Here is a 15,621-nt window from a genome sequence, read left to right on the forward strand (position 1 = left end):
AAAGGGGAGGGTGTCGTGAGCAAGCTGGTGGGGTTCTATCCGGGCTCGTTTGATCCGCTGACCAACGGGCATCTGGACGTCATCGAGCGGGCCTGCAAGCTGGTCGATACGCTGGTGGTGGCCGTGGGCATCAATCCGGGCAAGAAGACGCCGCTATTTGCCCATGCCGATCGACTGCTGATTCTCGAACAGGTGCTGGGCCCGGTGGGCAAGCGCACCGATACCGAATTCAAAATCGTCGATTTTTCCGGGCTGATGGTCAATGCGGCGCGCGAGCATGGCGCCAAGCTGATCATTCGCGGCCTGCGCGACACCACTGATTACAATTACGAAATGCAGATGGTGGGCATGAACGCGCAGATGGCGCCGGACCTGCAGACCGTCTTCCTGCCCTCCAGCCCGCCCGTCCGGCATATCTCGGCCACATTGGTGCGCCAGATCGCTGAAATGGGCGGCGACATTTCCGCCTTCGTCCCGCAAATCGTTCTCAAGGCCCTGAAATCCTCATGACCGCAATCACCCGTCGCCTGTTTGGCGCGCTCGTTATCGGCGCTGTCGCTCTTGCCACTCCGGCTTTCGCCCAGTCGGGCACGCCGCACCTGATCCTGACGCTGGAAGACGGCGCCGTCGATATCGAACTGCTGCCGGCGCTGGCGCCCAAGCATGTCGAGCGCGTCGTGGCGCTGACCGAAGCGGGTGAATATGACGGCGTGGTGTTCCACCGCGTCATCGACGGCTTCATGGCCCAGACCGGCGACGTGACCTATGGCAAGACCGATGGTCCCGAATTCGACCTGTCGCGCGCCGGCATGGGCGGTTCGGACCAGCCCGATGTCGAGGCCGAGTTCAATGCCGAAAGCTTCCAGCGCGGCGCGCTCGGCGCTGCCCGCTCGCAGGACCCCAATTCGTTCAACTCGCAGTTCTTCATCGTCACGGCCGATGCCAGTTTCCTTGATGGCCAATATACCGTGTTCGGCAAGGTGATCACCGGCATGGAACTGGTGGACGCCCTCGAAAAGGGCCCCAAGGAACAGAACGGCTCCGTCGCCAATCCGGACAAGATCGTCAAGGCGACGATCGAATACAAGTGATCTGAAGCGACCGCATTTGTGGTGTCATCCCGGCGCAGGCCGGAATCCATCCTGAGATGCGGTCGCCTCAGCCAATTGCCGTCAGTGCCATTGTGCGCGCGCAAATACCTCAGGATGGCCCCCGGCCTGCGCCGGGGTGACACCGAGTTTGTTGATGCCACAGTGGTTGCACCCATCGCCCTTTGCCCTTACATGCGGGCCAGAATTTCCAATCAGAAAGCACCCAAAATGGCTGAATACGCGGATCCCGAAAACACCCTCGTCATCGAAACCACCCAGGGCGAGGTCGTTATCGCCATGCGTCCGGACCTGGCGCCGAACCATGTCGCGCATATCAAGAAGCTGGTTCGCGAAGGCTTTTATGACGGCATCGTGTTTCACCGCGTGATCGAGGGCTTCATGGCCCAGACCGGCTGCCCGCAGGGCCGTGGCACCGGCGGTTCGAAGTATCCCGACCTGAAGCAGGAATTCAGCGCCGAGCCGCATGTTCGCGGCACGGCCTCGATGGCCCGCGCGCAGAGCCCGGATTCGGCCAATTCGCAGTTCTTCCTCTGCTTCGGCGACACGCCCTTTCTCAACAAGCAGTACACCGTGTGGGGCCAGGTCATTGAAGGCATGGACAATGTCGACAAGATCAAGCGCGGCGAGCCCGTGATCAATCCCGACAAGATGGTTTCGGTCAAGGTCGCGGCCGACATCGCCGCCTAATACCGGTGCGGGCGCCATGGTGCGCTCGCCGCCTGTTTTGACCCCCGGGACCCCGTCCCGGGGGTTTTCGTTCATGCCAGGCTAGGTACGGGGATAGGTGTAGAAGCCTTCGCCGGTGGCGACGCCCAGCTTGCCCTTGTCGATGTAGTTTTCCTTGAGATAGGCGGCGAAGTTCTCCTGACCACTGCCGGGTGTCGAGGACACGGCATAGGCGGTGTTGAGGCCAATGATGTCGTAAATCTCGAACGGCCCCTTGGGGGATTTGGTGGCGATTTTCCAGGTGCTGTCGATGTCCTGGGGGCTGGCAATGCCCTTGACCAGCAGCTGGCCCGCGGCGGCGAGCAGGGGCACCAGCAGCGAATTGAGCACGTAGCCAGCCTGCTCCTTGTGGATCTCGATCGGCACCATGCCGATGGCGCTGGCAAAGTCGACCACGGTGCGGAAAACCTCGGGCGATGTGCCGGGATGGCCCATGACCTCGGCGATGTTGTTGGTCCAGATCTCATTGGCGAAATGGAGGGCGAGGAATTTTTCGGGCCGACCGGTGGATTGCGCCATGGCGCTGGGCAGAAGGGTCGAGGAATTGCTGGCAAAGATTGCTTTGGCCGGGGCGACTGCCCCCAGTTTGGCGTAGATCTCGCGCTTGAGTTCGATCTTTTCTGGCACGGCCTCGATCACGAGGTCGGCATCCCGGGCCGCTGCGGCCAGGTCGGTGACGAAGGTCAGACGGGAGCGGGCGGCGGCAATGGTCGAGGCGTCGGCGCCGGGGACATCGGTCAGGTAGCGGCCGGCCAGGTAATCGAGGAAGGTCCTGGCCTTGTCGATGGCGGCGTCGTTGATGTCATAGGCGGTGACAGTGAAGCCCTTATAGGCGGACTGGAAGGCGATCTGCGCCCCCAATACGCCCGTGCCCAACACGGTGACGTTCTTGATAGTCATGGTACATTCCTCTGAGGTGGTCAGCTGGCAGACAGGGTCGCGTCGCGCTGATCGGCGTGGCCTGGTTGTTCGAGGATGGTGCGGCCATCGGCCAGCGCCATGAAGAAGGCAAGCAGCATGCGTTCGCTGGACAGGCTGGCATCGGCCGCCGATTGCACGGCCAGGCCCGTCCACAGGGCATGCAGGCCCCTGGCCAGGTCCCGCAACGGCAAGGCCGGGCGCAGATCATGCCTGCTGAGGATGGCGCCGATGATGCCGCCCAGCGCGTCGAGATAGGCATGGCGCGTGGCGTCATAGCGGGCGGCAAACGCCGGGTCGCGCAGGGCGTGGACCTGCAGCTCGACCGACAGTAGCGACAGATCGCCATCTGCGGCGAGCTGGGCAAAGTGTGCGGCCAGCGCCTGGTTGAGCCCGGCGAGGTTCCCGGCATCGTGGGTGGCCAGGAGGGCATTGAGCTGGTCGATCTCGGCGGCCAGCTGCCGCTGCATCAGGGCAAGCAGCAGAGCGTCCATATTGTCGAAATTGGAATAGAAGGCGCCCTGGCTGAAGCCGGCCGCCTCGCAGACGGCGCGGGTCGAGAGCGCGGCGATGCCCTTACGGGCCACCAGCGTGCCGGCAGCGGCCAGCAGACTGTCCCTGGTTGCCAGCTGGGCCTGCTTGCGGGGGGTGGGCATATTGGTCTCCATGCATTTCAAATCTCACTTGAGATGTGAAAATGCAAGGGGCGGAGCCGTCTATATTCGGCATGGCGGCATGACTGTGAACCGTCTTACTGCCTATGGACTTGCCAATTTGCCTTGAACTGCTAGGCAGGACGCATGCTGGTTTCCGACTTTGATTTCGCGCTCCCCGAAGAGCTCATCGCCTTACACCCGGTCGAGCCGCGCGACAGCGCGCGCCTGCTGCTGGTTGATCCGGCCAATGGGCTGGGTGATCTGCACATTCCCGATCTGCTGCGGCTGCTCAAAACGGGTGACGTGCTGGTGGTCAATGACACCCGCGTGCTGCCTGCCGAACTGCGCGGCAGCCGCGTGCGCGGGGAAAACCGCGCCAATGTGTCGTTCAACCTGCACAAGCGGGTCGATGCCCATACCTGGCGCGCCTTTGCCCGGCCGGCCAAGAAGCTGCATGTGCTCGACCAGCTCGAACTGGGCAATGGCCAGGCCGATGCCCTGACCGCCCGCGTCGCCGGCAAGGGCGAGACGGGCGAAGTGACGCTCGAATTCGATCTGGGCGGGGCCGAACTGGACGAGGCCATCAAGGCGCATGGGGCCATGCCGTTGCCGCCCTATATCGGACTCAAGCGCGGCCTCGAGGAGCGCGACAAGACCGATTACCAGACCGTCTATGCGGCCGAGGATGGTGCCGTTGCGGCGCCGACGGCGGGGCTGCATTTCACCGAAGAATTGCTGCAGCAGATCGCCGCCATGGGCGTGCGCATCGAGCGCGTGACGCTGCATGTCGGGGCAGGGACCTTTCTGCCGATGAAGGTGGACGACACCGACGACCATGTCATGCATGCCGAATGGGGCGAGATCGACGCGGCAACGGTCGAGCGCATCAATGCCGCGCGCGCCGCGGGTGGCAGGGTGGTTGCAGTGGGCACTACCAGCCTGCGCCTGCTCGAAAGCGCCTCGCGCGCCACCGGGACGCTGGCGCCGTTCAGCGGCGACACCGACATCTTCATCACGCCGGGCTTCAGGTTTGCCACGGTCGATGCGCTGATGACCAATTTCCACCTGCCCAAATCGACGCTGTTCATGCTGGTCAGCGCCTTTGCCGGGTTCGATGTGATGCGCGAGGCCTATGCGCACGCCATCGCCAATGGCTACCGGTTCTATTCCTATGGGGATTCCTCGCTGCTGCTGCGGGCTAAGTAGGCCGGGTCGAGGCCGTGCATCGGTGGTTGTCCGGCTCTGCGCAACCCGCTAGAACGCGCGCCATGAGCACGACAGACAAGCAAGTCACCTTTACCCTTTCGGCCACCGATGGCCTCGCCCGTCGCGGGCGCATCGATACGCCGCGCGGCGATATCCAGACCCCCGCCTTCATGCCGGTGGGCACGGCGGGCACGGTCAAGGCCATGTATCCCGAGCAGGTGCGCGAAACCGGCGCGGATATCCTGCTGGGCAATACCTATCACCTGATGCTGCGCCCGGGCGCCGAGCGCGTCGCTCGCCAGGGCGGGCTGCACAATTTCATGGATTGGCAGCGGCCGATCCTGACCGATAGCGGCGGGTTCCAGGTGATGTCGCTGGCCCAGTTGCGCAAGCTGACCGAGCATGGCGTGACCTTCAAATCGCATATTGACGGGTCCAGTCACGAACTGACGCCCGAGCGGTCGATCGAGATCCAGACCCTGCTCGACAGCGACATCATCATGCAGCTCGACGAGTGCATCAAGCTGCCGGCCGAGCGCAAGGAAATCGAGCGCGCCATGGAGCTGTCGCTGCGCTGGGCCGACCGCTCCAAAACCGCCTTCAACAACCAGCAGAACCGCGCGCTGTTCGGCATCGTCCAGGGCGGCGACGATGCCGACCTGCGGCTGCGCTCGGCCCAGGGGCTCAAATCGATCGGCTTTGACGGCTATGCCGTCGGCGGCCTGGCCGTGGGCGAGCCGCAGGAGGTGATGTTCCGCGTGCTCGAAGACATCACGCCGGAGCTGCCGACCGATCGGCCGCGCTATCTGATGGGTGTGGGCAAGCCCGACGACATTCTGGGCGCCATCGGAAGGGGCATCGACATGTTCGACTGCGTGCATCCCACCCGTGCCGGCCGGCATGGCCATGTCTATAGCCGCTTCGGCGTCATCAACCTCAAGAATGCCCGGCACAGGGATGACCACCGGCCGATCGACGAGGCCTCGCCCAACCCCAATTGCCGGCGCTGGAGCCGCGCCTATCTGCACCACCTTGTTAAGACAGAAGAGATTTTGGGCGCGATGATCCTTTCCCAGATGAACCTGGCCTATTATCAAGAGCTGGTACAGGACTGCCGGGCCGCCATCGAGGCGGGCCGCTTTACCGATTATGCGGCAGAGACGCGCGCGGCATGGGCCGCCGGCGACCTGCCGGTTCTCTGATCTCCTGAAAGGGTTCTCGACATGGCTAAAGCTGGACGCAAGGCGAGTTTCTCGAGCCTGGACAAGCATCGCAAGCGGCTAGAAGACCAGCCCATGCGCGTGCAGTTTGCCGTCGATCCGAACCGTTTCAAGCGCTATTCGGCGAGCGGCGCCGGCATGCTGCTGGACTATTCCAAGAACCGTATCGACGAAGACGCCATGGCCGCCCTGTTCGACCTGGCGCGCGCCGCCGGGGTCGAGGAGCGGCGCGACCAGATGTGCGAGGGCGTGCATATCAACCTGACCGAAGACCGGGCCGTGATGCACATGGCGCTGCGCTACCAGGGCGACAAGCCGGTGGAAGTCGACGGCAAGGATGTCATGCCCGATATCCGCGCCGTGCTCGCCGCCATCGAGAGCTACAGCAACGAGATCCGCAATGGCACCATTCGCGGCCATGGCGGTGCCCAGTTCACCGATGTGGTCAATATCGGCATTGGCGGCTCGGACCTCGGGCCAGCCATGGTGACGCTGGCGCTCGAGCCCTATACCCGCGCCGACCTGCGCGCGCACTACGTCTCCAATGTCGACGGCGCCCATATCCACGACGTGCTCAAGCGCCTCGACCCCAAGACGACGCTGTTCATCATCGCGTCCAAGACCTTCACCACCGACGAGACCATGACCAATGCCGGCACGGCGCGGGACTGGATCGCCGATACGCTGGGCGAAGAGGCAGTGCCCAACCACTTCGCCGCCGTCTCCACCAATATTCCGGCCTGTGCCAAGTTCGGCATTCGCGAAGACCGCATCTTCGGCTTCTGGGACTGGGTCGGCGGGCGCTATTCGGTATGGTCGGCCATCGGCCTGCCGATCGCCATCGCCGTCGGCTATGACAATTTCGCCAAGTTCCTGGCGGGTGCCGATGCCATGGACCGGCATTTTCTCTCCGCCCCGCTGGAAGAAAACCTGCCGGTGATCATGGCCATGCTGGGCGTCTGGTATCGCAATGTCTGGGGCTTTTCGACCCATGCCGTGCTGCCCTATGACCAGCGCATGAGCCGTTTTGCCGCCTATCTGCAGCAGCAGGACATGGAGAGCAATGGCAAGTCGGTGACGCTGGCGGGCAAGCCCGTCGGCTGGTCGACCGGGCCGATCGTCTGGGGCGAGCCGGGCACCAATGGCCAGCACGCCTTCTACCAGCTGATTCACCAGGGCACCGACGTTATCCCCTGCGATTTCCTGATTGCCGCCAAGCCGCATGAAAGCCTGCCGCCGCACCACGACAAGCTGGTGGCCAATGTGCTGGCGCAGTCCGAAGCGCTGATGCTGGGCAAGACGCAAGAAGAGGTCGTCGCCGAACTCAAGGCGCAAGGCATGAGCAAGGCGCAGATCAAGGACCTGACGCCGCACAAGGTGTTCAGCGGCAACCGCCCGTCCAATACGCTGTTCTACGAGCAGCTGACCCCGGAAATGCTGGGTTCGCTGGTAGCGCTCTATGAGCACAAGGTGTTCACCCAGGGCGTGATCTGGAACGTCAATTCCTATGACCAGTGGGGCGTCGAGCTGGGCAAGCAGCTGGCCAAGGCGCTGCTGCCCAAGGTAGAAGGCCGCCAGAGCGGGGAGGGGCATGACAGCTCGACCCAGGGCCTGCTGGCCTATTATCAAGCCAACAAGGCCTAGACATTTGACCATTACCACCGAAGAACAGCTCGAAAAGCTCAAGGCCATCGGCCGCATCTGCGCCACCACCCGGGACGCCATGGCCGCGGCCATGCGGCCGGGCATGACGACGCTGGAGCTCGACGAGATCGGGGCCAAACTGCTGGCCGAGCATGGGGCGCTGTCGGCGCCGGTGATCACCTATAATTTTCCGGGTGCCACCTGCATCTCGGTCAATGAGGAGATCGCCCATGGCATTCCGGGTGACCGGGTGCTGCGCGACGGGGACCTGGTCAATATCGACGTGTCGGCGGCCAAGGATGGGGTGTTTGCCGATTGCGGCGCCTCCTTCGTGCTGGGCGAGGGCGATCCGCGCGTGGTCAAGCTGTGTCGCGACGGCAAGAAGGCGATGTGGGCGGGCATCAATGCGGTCAAGGCCGGCGCACCGCTGGCCGATATTGGCGACGCCATCGGCAAATTCGCCAAGAAGGGCGGCTATAGCCTGATCCGGAACCTGGCTAGCCATGGCGTGGGCGACAGCCTGCATGACGAGCCTGGCGAGATCGCCACGTGGCCGGACCGCTCGGAACGCCGCCGCATGACCGACGGGCTGGTGTTCACCATCGAACCCTTCCTGTCACTGGGCGGGCGGATGGCGGACCAGAAATCGGCCGATGACGAATGGACGCTGGTGAGCCGACCCTCGGCGCCCTGCGTGCAGTATGAGCATACCGTGGTGGCGACGCCGCGCGGCGCCGTGGTTATCACCCTGGCGGCCTAGACCAGCGCATGGCGTTGGCGCCTGGGGCGCCACGCGACCGCGTGGTGGTTGACTTGAAAAGGCTCAGGCTTCGTCGGGCTCAGCCCGAGGTCCCCGATGGCAATGTGCTGTGGCTACAGCCAGACCAGCAGCAGCGGCCCGAGCAGTACCATGCCGATGGCCACCACATAGCGCAGATTGCCTAGCTGGCGCAGGCTGGGCAGGCTGAGGAATGACGACAGCAGCAGAAAGCCCAGGAGGGCAATGAAGACCGGGTTGAGCGGCGTCAGATGGATGGCGGCGCCTTCGGTCAGCTGCAGATAGATCATATGGCCCACGACAAAGCCGAGCAGGGCCGTCACCACGACCGTGACGGCCTTGGCGGTGATCAGCAGGGCCATATCGATGGTATGGGCGGTCAGCAGCAGCGCCAGCCCGGTTGCCGTGACATGCACGGCGGCCAGGGTGGGCAGGATCTGGTTGTTGGCCAGCAGTGGCACCATTTCGGGCGGGGCGGTCAGCGGCAGCGCGCCAATCATCGGCAGGTTGGCGCCATACTGGGCCAGCACATAGATGACATAGAGCATGACCAGCGTGCTGGCGGCAAAGGTCACCAGCGTCGCGGCGAGGACCTTGAGCAGATCGATGGTATCCTGTGACACTGCAGGGGCCCGATCAGAATGAAGGAAGAAGCTTGGTATGCCGGGAGGGGGTCGAACCCTCGACCATTCGATTAAAAGTCGAATGCTCTACCACTGAGCTACCGGCACGCACCAAGATCGACGCTTTGGGCGTCGCGGCGGAACATAGCCACGTTGCCCACGCTGTCAACCGCAATTGCGCCGAACTCAGTCGCGCAGCGGTGTTCCGGTAAACGGGGTGGGCAGGCAGGCAATTGAAATTCGTTCGAGGCGGGTACACAGGGCAGTGGCCTCCGAGAGTTCGGCAATGGGGCCGACGATGATGCGTTTGTTGGCGCCGTCACCCGCATCGAGAAGCAGGGGCGACATGCCGAAGAGCAGCGGGCCCAGCTTGAGCGACAGATCGTTCCAGGCGCCCAGCGCCTGGTCGGCCGGTACGGCAGCACCGAGCGCCATGCCGAATGTCATTGTATTGGGCGCGGGGATGGAGGCGGTCTCGACGATGTCGGGCAGAGGCTGCCCGGTTGCATCGGCTGCGCCTGCCATCGGCTGCTGGCGGATTTTTACCGAGCCACCGTCGGCATCGTAGACAGTCCCTTCACCGACCGAGGCGGTCACCGCCGAACGGTCGATCGCCGGATTGGCCGTCTGGTATTCGAGCAGGCGTGGCAGGCTGACCTCGAGGGAGCCGACGCGCTGCTGCACGGCGTTGCCCTGCTGCTCGGCCAGGGCAAAGCGCGTGGTCAACTCGGTATTGTCGCGCTTGAGCTGCAGGGTCTGCTCGCGCAGGTCGGCAACCTGGAGCCGCAACTGGTCAAGGGAAGCGCCTTCGATGCGGGTCTTGTGCAGGCCGCCCAGCACGTTTGACGGCATCACCGCCGAGATGTTGGCGCCCAAGACGGCGATGGCGCCGCAGACCAGGGCAACGATGCCCCAGCTGGTAACGTCCGATTGCCGGAACTGTGCCGATGCCTTGGCCAATGTCAAAAACCCCGATGGCGCAATCGAATCAGGTATTGCGCAGTACAACCCACCATGCGGTCCCGATTAGGGGTTCGCCAACGCTTGGCTGCCATAAATCTGTGAAAATGTGCGCGATACAGTGCGCAATGCGGGAAAAATACCATGACGGAACTTTTGTCGATCATCCTGGCTGCCGGCGAAGGCACCCGCATGCGCTCCAGCACGCCCAAGGTGCTGCATCCGGTGGGCGGGCTGCCGATCATCGGCCACGTGACGCGGGCCGCGCGCGACGCGGGATCGAGCCGCATCGCACTGGTCACCGGCCCGCGGCATGCGGCGATCCGCCAGGCGGTGACCGCGATGCAGCCCGATGTGGTGCATTTCGAGCAGGCCGAGGCCAAGGGGACCGGCCACGCCGCCGCCATGGCGCGGGAGCTGTTTACCGATGCCGAGGGCTATATTGCGGTGGTCTATGGCGATCACCCACGCCTGCGGGGCGAGAACTTCCGCGTCGTGCTCGACCGGCTTGATGCCGGCCTGGATGTCGCCATTCTCGGTTTCGAGCCGAAGGATCCGACCGGCTATGGCCGCTTCATCACCGATGGCGAAACCCTGCTGGCGATCCGCGAGCACAAGGATGCCAGCGAAGAAGAGCGGCGCATCCGGCTGTGCAATGCCTGCATCCTGGCGTTCCGGGCCGAGGTCTTTCGCGACCTGATCGACCGGATCGAAAACGACAATGTGCAGAGCGAATATTACATTACCGACCTTGTCGGGCTGGCGAACAAGGCGGGCAAGAAGGTCGGCTTCGGCATTGCGCCTGAAGATGATGTGATGGGCGTCAATGACCGCAGCCAGCTGGCGCGGGCCGAGGGCCTGTTCCAGGATGTGCGGCGGGAAGACTTCATGAAGGCCGGCGTCACCCTCAAGGACCCCAAGAGCGTGTGGTTCTCCTACGATACCGAGATTGCCCAGGACGTGACCATCGAGCCCAATGTGGTGTTCGGCCCCGGGGTGAAGATCGAGAGCGGCGCGGTGATCCATGCTTTCAGCCATATCGAAGGCGCCCATGTCGGGTCCAATGCGTCGGTCGGTCCTTTTGCCCGGCTGCGGCCGGGCGCCAATCTGGGCGCGGACGTCAAGGTGGGCAATTTCGTCGAGATCAAGCAAGCCGAGATCGGTGCCGGCGCCAAGATCAGCCATCTCAGCTATATCGGCGACGCCAGTATCGGCGCCGAGGTCAATATCGGCGCTGGGGTGATCACTGTGAACTATGACGGCTACAACAAGCAACGCACCATTGTTGGCGACAATGCCTTTATCGGCTCGAACTCCGCACTGGTGGCGCCGGTCACGGTGGGCGAGGGGGCGCTGGTGGGCAGTGGTAGTGTGATCACCGAAGATGTAGAAGCAGATGCTCTGGCGCTTGGTCGCGGCCGCCAGATCAACAAGCCGGGACGGGCCAAGGCGATCTTTGCCGAAGCCCAGGCGAAAAAACTCAGCAAGAAGGGCCTCTAGCCATGTGCGGGATTGTCGGGATTGTCGGGATTGTCGGCGGCGAACCAGTCGCCGGCCGTCTAGTGGACGCGCTCAAGCGCCTCGAATATCGCGGCTATGACAGCGCCGGCGTCGCCACGCTGGTGGGCGGCAGCATCGACCGCCGCCGCGCCGAGGGCAAGCTGGGCAATCTGGCGCAGAAGCTGGCCTTCGAGCCGCTGAGTGGGCAGATCGGCATTGGCCACACGCGCTGGGCCACGCATGGCGCGCCGACCGAGCAGAATGCCCATCCGCATGCCACCGACCGCGTCGCCGTGGTGCATAATGGCATTATCGAAAACTATCGCGACATGCTGGCCGACCTGGCCAAGGACGGCTATCTGCCGACCACCCAGACCGATACCGAGGCGGTGGCGCTCTGGACCACGCGCGAGCTGGCCAAGGGCGCCGACCCCGAACTGGCCGTGGCCCGCACGCTCAAGGTGCTGCGCGGCGCCTTTGCGCTGGCCTTCATGTTCCGCGGCGAGGAGGGCCTGCTGATCGCGGCCCGGCACGGCGCGCCGCTGGCCATCGGCTATGGCGCAACGGAAATGTATCTGGGGTCGGACGCCATGGCGCTGGCGCCGTTCACGGCCCGGCTGAGCTATCTCGAAGACGGCGACTGGGCGGTCATCACGCCCCGGGGCGTGACCATCCGCGACGGCAAGGACGCCATCGTGCAGCGCGAGCAGCAGATTTCCCAGACCTCGGCGCTGATGGTGGACAAGGGTAATCACCGCCATTTCATGGCCAAGGAAATCTACGAGCAGCCCGAGACTATCGGCCATACGCTCAGCCACTATGTCGATATGGGCGCCGAACGCGTCGCCATCCGCGAAAACCTGCCGTTCAACTTTGCCGACTTGACCCGGTTGACCATCAGCGCCTGTGGCACGGCTTTTCTGGCCGGCGCCGTGGCCAAGTACTGGTTCGAGCGCTATGCGCGGCTGCCGGTGGATATCGATGTGGCATCCGAATTCCGCTATCGCGAGCCACCGCTGGAAAAGGGCGGGCTGTCGCTGTTTATCTCCCAGTCCGGCGAGACGGCCGATACGCTGGCGGCTTTGCGCTATTGCGCCAGCCAGGGCCAGCATGTGGCCGCGCTGGTCAATACGGTGGAATCGACCATTGCGCGCGAATCCGACGTAGTGTTCCCGATCCTGTGCGGCCCGGAAATCGGCGTTGCCTCGACCAAGGCGCTGACGGCGCAGCTGACGGCGCTGGCGAGCCTTGCCATCGCCGCCGGACGCGCGCGTGGCGTGCTGAGCGCCGAGCAGGAGACCGAGCTGGTGCGGGCGCTGATCAGCCTGCCGACGGCGGTGTCCGAGGCGCTGGGCACCGAGGACCAGATCAAGGACATCGCGAAGGGGCTGAGCAAGGCCAAGGACGTGCTCTATCTCGGGCGTGGCCCGATGTTCCCCATCGCCATGGAAGGCGCGCTCAAGCTCAAGGAAATCAGCTACATCCACGCTGAAGGTTATGCAGCGGGTGAACTCAAGCATGGCCCCATCGCCCTGGTGGATGAAGCCATGCCGGTCATCGTGGTGGCGCCCTCGGACGAGCTGGTCGACAAGACGCTGTCCAACATGCAGGAAGTGGCGGCGCGGGGCGGCAAGATCATCCTGATCACCGACCCCGAGGGCGCCAAGACGGTGGGCCATGGCGTCGCCGACATCATCCTGATCCCGCATGTCTCGAGCTTCGTGGCGCCGATCCTGGCCACCATCCCCGTGCAATTGCTGGCCTATCACACGGCGGTGTTCATGGGCACGGATGTGGACCAGCCGCGCAATCTGGCGAAATCGGTGACGGTGGAGTAGGGCGCTACCCCGCCCTGATCAGCGGGATCGCCAGCTCCTTGCGGAAGAGATAGAGCGCCGTGCGGGCGGCCTGGCCTGCCGGGCCGGTCAGTGCCGGATCGGCGGTTAACAGCGCCTTGGCGTCGTCATGGGCGTAGTCGAGGAGATGGCGGTGTACGTCGGGCACGGCGAGGCGATAGCCGGGCATGCCGGACTGGCGGGTGCCGAGCACGTCGCCCTGGCCGCGCAGCTCGAGATCGCGCTCGGCGATGACGAAGCCATCCTCGGTGGACTTGATGGTGTCCAGTCGGGCCTTGGCGGTTTCGCTGAGATTGCCCTTGTAGAGCAGCAGACACGACGAGCGGGTCGAGCCGCGGCCGACGCGGCCGCGCAACTGGTGCAGTTGGGCGAGGCCAAAGCGCTCGGCATGCTCGATGATCATGATCGAGGCATTGGGCACGTCGACGCCCACCTCGATGACGGTGGTGGCGACCAGAAGCTTGATTTCATTGGCGGAAAAGCGAGTCATGACGTCCTGCTTGGCGGCGGCGCTCATGCGGCCATGCACCAGGGCGACCTGGTCGCCGAAGACCTTTTGCAGTTCGGCGAAGCGGTCCTCGGCGGCCATGACGTCAAGATGCTCGCTTTCCTCGACCAGCGGGCAGACCCAGAAGGCTTGGGCCCCATCGTCGAGACGGGCCTGCAGACGGCTGACGACGCGATCATAGTCGCCGATGGATAACACTGCCGTATCAATGGGTTGGCGGCCCTTTGGCTTTTCGCGCAGGATGCTGACATCCATGTCGCCAAAGTGCGTGAGCACCAGGGTGCGCGGGATCGGCGTGGCGGTCATGACCAGCAGGTCGGTATGCCTGCCCTTGTCGGAAAGGGCGAGGCGTTGGTGCACGCCGAAGCGGTGCTGCTCGTCGACGACGGTGAGGCCCAGATTGTGGAACTCCACGCCGGACTGGAACAGCGCATGGGTGCCGACCACGATGTCGGTGCTGCCATCGGCAATGCCGGCCAGCTTGGCGCGGCGCTCGGCGGCACCCATCTTGCCGGTGAGCAGTTCGCAGCCAAGACCCGCCAAATCACACAAGGGCTTCAACGTCTTGAAGTGCTGGGCGGCGAGCAGTTCGGTGGGCGCCATCAGCGCCGACTGGACGCCACTCTCAACCATGGCAGCCATGGCCATCAGCGCCACCACGGTCTTGCCGGCGCCGACATCGCCCTGCAGCAGGCGCGACATGCGGTTGGGCGAGGCGAGGTCAGCGCGGATTTCACCAATCGCCGCCAACTGCCCCTCGGTGAGGGAAAAGGGTAACAGACTGCTCACCTTGAGTGTCACGTCACCGGTGAAAGTGCGACTGATGCCGCGGTCGGCGACCATGGTCGAGCGGATCAGCTGCAGGGTCAGCTGACCGGCAAAATACTCATCATAGGCAAGGCGCTGGCGGGCAGGCGCCCAGAGCTGGGCCTCATCCGGATTGGCCGGCAGGTGCACCATGCGCATGGCATCGGCAAAACTGGGCCATTTGCGCTGCCCCATTGTAGCAGTATCGATCCATTCGGGGATAGCGGGCAGGCTGTCGACCACCTGGCGCACCAGCTTGGCCAACGCCTTCGAACTCAGGCCCTGCGTCAGCGGATAGACCGGCTCGACCAGGGGCAGGCTGGCAAACTTGTCGGGCTCGACGATGTAGTCGGGATGGGTGATCTGCTTTTCGCCTTTGAAGAAACCCAGCGTGCCCGAGACATAGCGCTGCTCGCCCACGGGCAGGGCCTTCTCCACCCAACCGCCCTGGGCGCGAAAGAAAACCAATTGCACGTCGCCGGTCTCGTCATGGGCAAAGACCCGGTGCGGCACATGCGGCTTGCCGTGCGGCGGCGGCTGGTGCCGGTCGATATGGATCAGCAGGGTGACGATCTGGTTGAGATAGGCCTCGGCGATGCCGACCTGGCGGCGCCGGTCCACCACGCCCGAAGGCATGTGCATCAGGATATCGAGGGCAATGGCCTCCTGGCCATCGGGCGCGCCGAAGAACCGCGTCAGCAGCGCAGCCAGCTTGTCGCCGACACCCTTGATCGAGTGCAGCGAGGCAAACAGTGGTGAGAGGCTTTCTGGACGCGACACGGCAGTGATTCTCCTGACCACAGGGTACAGGTGTTGGGTTGCCGATTGGCGCGGGTGGCTCGAAATCCACCACGCAATGTCGTGTCGGGCGACTGGAGGAGCCTAAAGCTCCCTCAAATCATCTGCCGACCACCAGGCGATGACCACGATGCCGAGGTCGATCACGCGAACCTGTCGGTTGCGTTCGGCGCTCCGCATCTGCCAGCGCGGCTTGATCTTGAGAACACCGCCCCGCGTCCTGAAGCTGATCCACGACATCTAGAACTCCTCCAAGATGTTGAGCGCCTTCAATAAAGCAATAAATGGCCCTGGGTGGAATATGCAGAT

The 15,621-nt window shown here is 64.0% G+C and carries 15 protein-coding genes and 1 tRNA gene; 9 read left to right on the plus strand and 7 right to left on the minus strand.

Annotated elements, in window-relative coordinates; translation table 11 throughout:
* The first annotated feature begins 15 nt into the window (after positions 1-15).
* From coaD to GDR53_RS18360, 3 genes are all read left to right on the plus strand, one after another.
* Complete coding sequence (gene coaD, locus GDR53_RS18350) at positions 16-510, plus strand: pantetheine-phosphate adenylyltransferase (protein WP_193335857.1); 495 nt, start codon at positions 16-18, stop codon at positions 508-510.
* Positions 507-1,091, plus strand: a complete 585-nt coding sequence (locus GDR53_RS18355) for a peptidylprolyl isomerase (RefSeq protein ID WP_193335858.1) — start codon at positions 507-509, stop codon at positions 1,089-1,091. Before coaD ends, GDR53_RS18355 begins: the two co-directional genes overlap by 4 nt.
* A 228-nt stretch (positions 1,092-1,319) precedes the next feature.
* On the plus strand, positions 1,320-1,799 hold the full coding sequence (locus GDR53_RS18360) for a peptidylprolyl isomerase (protein WP_193335859.1): 480 nt from the start codon (positions 1,320-1,322) through the stop codon (positions 1,797-1,799).
* 81 nt (positions 1,800-1,880) lie between these two features.
* Here the strand turns inward: GDR53_RS18360 and GDR53_RS18365 are convergent, their stop codons facing one another.
* Together GDR53_RS18365 and GDR53_RS18370 are read right to left on the minus strand one after the other, a co-directional pair.
* Positions 1,881-2,738, minus strand: a complete 858-nt coding sequence (locus GDR53_RS18365) for a 3-hydroxyacyl-CoA dehydrogenase (RefSeq protein WP_193335860.1) — start codon at positions 2,736-2,738, stop codon at positions 1,881-1,883.
* A 20-nt stretch (positions 2,739-2,758) separates the two neighbouring features.
* Positions 2,759-3,412, minus strand: coding sequence for a TetR/AcrR family transcriptional regulator (locus tag GDR53_RS18370; protein ID WP_193335861.1), 654 nt, complete (start codon positions 3,410-3,412; stop codon positions 2,759-2,761).
* 144 nt (positions 3,413-3,556) lie between these two features.
* Here GDR53_RS18370 and queA point away from each other — a divergent pair, with 144 nt between their 5' ends.
* From queA to map, 4 genes are all read left to right on the plus strand, one after another.
* A complete protein-coding gene (gene queA / locus GDR53_RS18375; protein WP_193335862.1) occupies positions 3,557-4,618 on the plus strand; it encodes a tRNA preQ1(34) S-adenosylmethionine ribosyltransferase-isomerase QueA in 1,062 nt (353 codons plus the stop codon).
* Positions 4,619-4,680: 62 nt separating this feature from the next.
* Positions 4,681-5,820 carry a tRNA guanosine(34) transglycosylase Tgt gene (gene tgt / locus GDR53_RS18380; protein WP_193335863.1) on the plus strand — a complete coding sequence of 380 codons (1,140 nt, stop codon included), beginning with the start codon at positions 4,681-4,683 and terminating at the stop codon, positions 5,818-5,820.
* A 21-nt stretch (positions 5,821-5,841) separates the two neighbouring features.
* A complete protein-coding gene (gene pgi, locus GDR53_RS18385; protein ID WP_193335864.1) occupies positions 5,842-7,482 on the plus strand; it encodes a glucose-6-phosphate isomerase in 1,641 nt (546 codons plus the stop codon).
* Positions 7,483-7,486: 4 nt separating this feature from the next.
* Positions 7,487-8,242 carry a type I methionyl aminopeptidase gene (gene map / locus GDR53_RS18390; protein ID WP_193335865.1) on the plus strand — a complete coding sequence of 252 codons (756 nt, stop codon included), beginning with the start codon at positions 7,487-7,489 and terminating at the stop codon, positions 8,240-8,242.
* 113 nt (positions 8,243-8,355) lie between these two features.
* Here the strand turns inward: map and GDR53_RS18395 are convergent, their stop codons facing one another.
* The 3 genes from GDR53_RS18395 to GDR53_RS18405 form a co-directional block, all read right to left on the minus strand.
* Positions 8,356-8,883 carry a hypothetical protein gene (locus GDR53_RS18395; protein WP_193335866.1) on the minus strand — a complete coding sequence of 176 codons (528 nt, stop codon included), beginning with the start codon at positions 8,881-8,883 and terminating at the stop codon, positions 8,356-8,358.
* Positions 8,884-8,916: 33 nt separating this feature from the next.
* A tRNA-Lys gene (locus GDR53_RS18400) sits at positions 8,917-8,991 on the minus strand.
* Between the two features lie 78 nt (positions 8,992-9,069).
* Positions 9,070-9,843, minus strand: a complete 774-nt coding sequence (locus GDR53_RS18405) for a hypothetical protein (RefSeq protein ID WP_193335867.1) — start codon at positions 9,841-9,843, stop codon at positions 9,070-9,072.
* A gap of 144 nt (positions 9,844-9,987) precedes the next feature.
* Here GDR53_RS18405 and glmU point away from each other — a divergent pair, with 144 nt between their 5' ends.
* Positions 9,988-11,343, plus strand: coding sequence for a bifunctional UDP-N-acetylglucosamine diphosphorylase/glucosamine-1-phosphate N-acetyltransferase GlmU (glmU, locus tag GDR53_RS18410; protein WP_193335868.1), 1,356 nt, complete (start codon positions 9,988-9,990; stop codon positions 11,341-11,343).
* An 11-nt stretch (positions 11,344-11,354) separates the two neighbouring features.
* Positions 11,355-13,181: a glutamine--fructose-6-phosphate transaminase (isomerizing) gene (gene glmS, locus GDR53_RS18415; RefSeq protein ID WP_408639809.1), complete on the plus strand. Its 1,827-nt coding sequence runs from the start codon at positions 11,355-11,357 to the stop codon at positions 13,179-13,181.
* A 4-nt stretch (positions 13,182-13,185) separates the two neighbouring features.
* Here the strand turns inward: glmS and recG are convergent, their stop codons facing one another.
* Positions 13,186-15,294 (minus strand): ATP-dependent DNA helicase RecG, encoded by a 2,109-nt coding sequence (gene recG / locus GDR53_RS18420; protein ID WP_193335870.1) that lies wholly within the window; start codon positions 15,292-15,294, stop codon positions 13,186-13,188.
* A 102-nt stretch (positions 15,295-15,396) separates the two neighbouring features.
* Complete coding sequence (locus GDR53_RS18425) at positions 15,397-15,552, minus strand: hypothetical protein (RefSeq protein WP_193335871.1); 156 nt, start codon at positions 15,550-15,552, stop codon at positions 15,397-15,399.
* Between the last annotated feature and the right edge of the window lie 69 nt (positions 15,553-15,621).

Source organism: Devosia beringensis, assembly GCF_014926585.1.
Classification (GTDB): domain Bacteria; phylum Pseudomonadota; class Alphaproteobacteria; order Rhizobiales; family Devosiaceae; genus Devosia; species Devosia beringensis.

Bases quoted from the DNA above. Each gene is read 5' to 3' on its own strand.
- GDR53_RS18355 (WP_193335858.1), top strand. From the start codon at position 507: ATGACCGCAATCACCCGTCGCCTGTTTGGCGCGCTCGTTATCGGCGCT.
- GDR53_RS18360 (WP_193335859.1), top strand. From the start codon at position 1,320: ATGGCTGAATACGCGGATCCCGAAAACACCCTCGTCATCGAAACCACC.
- GDR53_RS18365 (WP_193335860.1), bottom strand. From the start codon at position 2,738: ATGACTATCAAGAACGTCACCGTGTTGGGCACGGGCGTATTGGGGGCG.
- GDR53_RS18370 (WP_193335861.1), bottom strand. From the start codon at position 3,412: ATGCCCACCCCCCGCAAGCAGGCCCAGCTGGCAACCAGGGACAGTCTG.
- queA (WP_193335862.1), top strand. From the start codon at position 3,557: ATGCTGGTTTCCGACTTTGATTTCGCGCTCCCCGAAGAGCTCATCGCC.
- tgt (WP_193335863.1), top strand. From the start codon at position 4,681: ATGAGCACGACAGACAAGCAAGTCACCTTTACCCTTTCGGCCACCGAT.
- pgi (WP_193335864.1), top strand. From the start codon at position 5,842: ATGGCTAAAGCTGGACGCAAGGCGAGTTTCTCGAGCCTGGACAAGCAT.
- glmU (WP_193335868.1), top strand. From the start codon at position 9,988: ATGACGGAACTTTTGTCGATCATCCTGGCTGCCGGCGAAGGCACCCGC.
- GDR53_RS18425 (WP_193335871.1), bottom strand. From the start codon at position 15,552: ATGTCGTGGATCAGCTTCAGGACGCGGGGCGGTGTTCTCAAGATCAAG.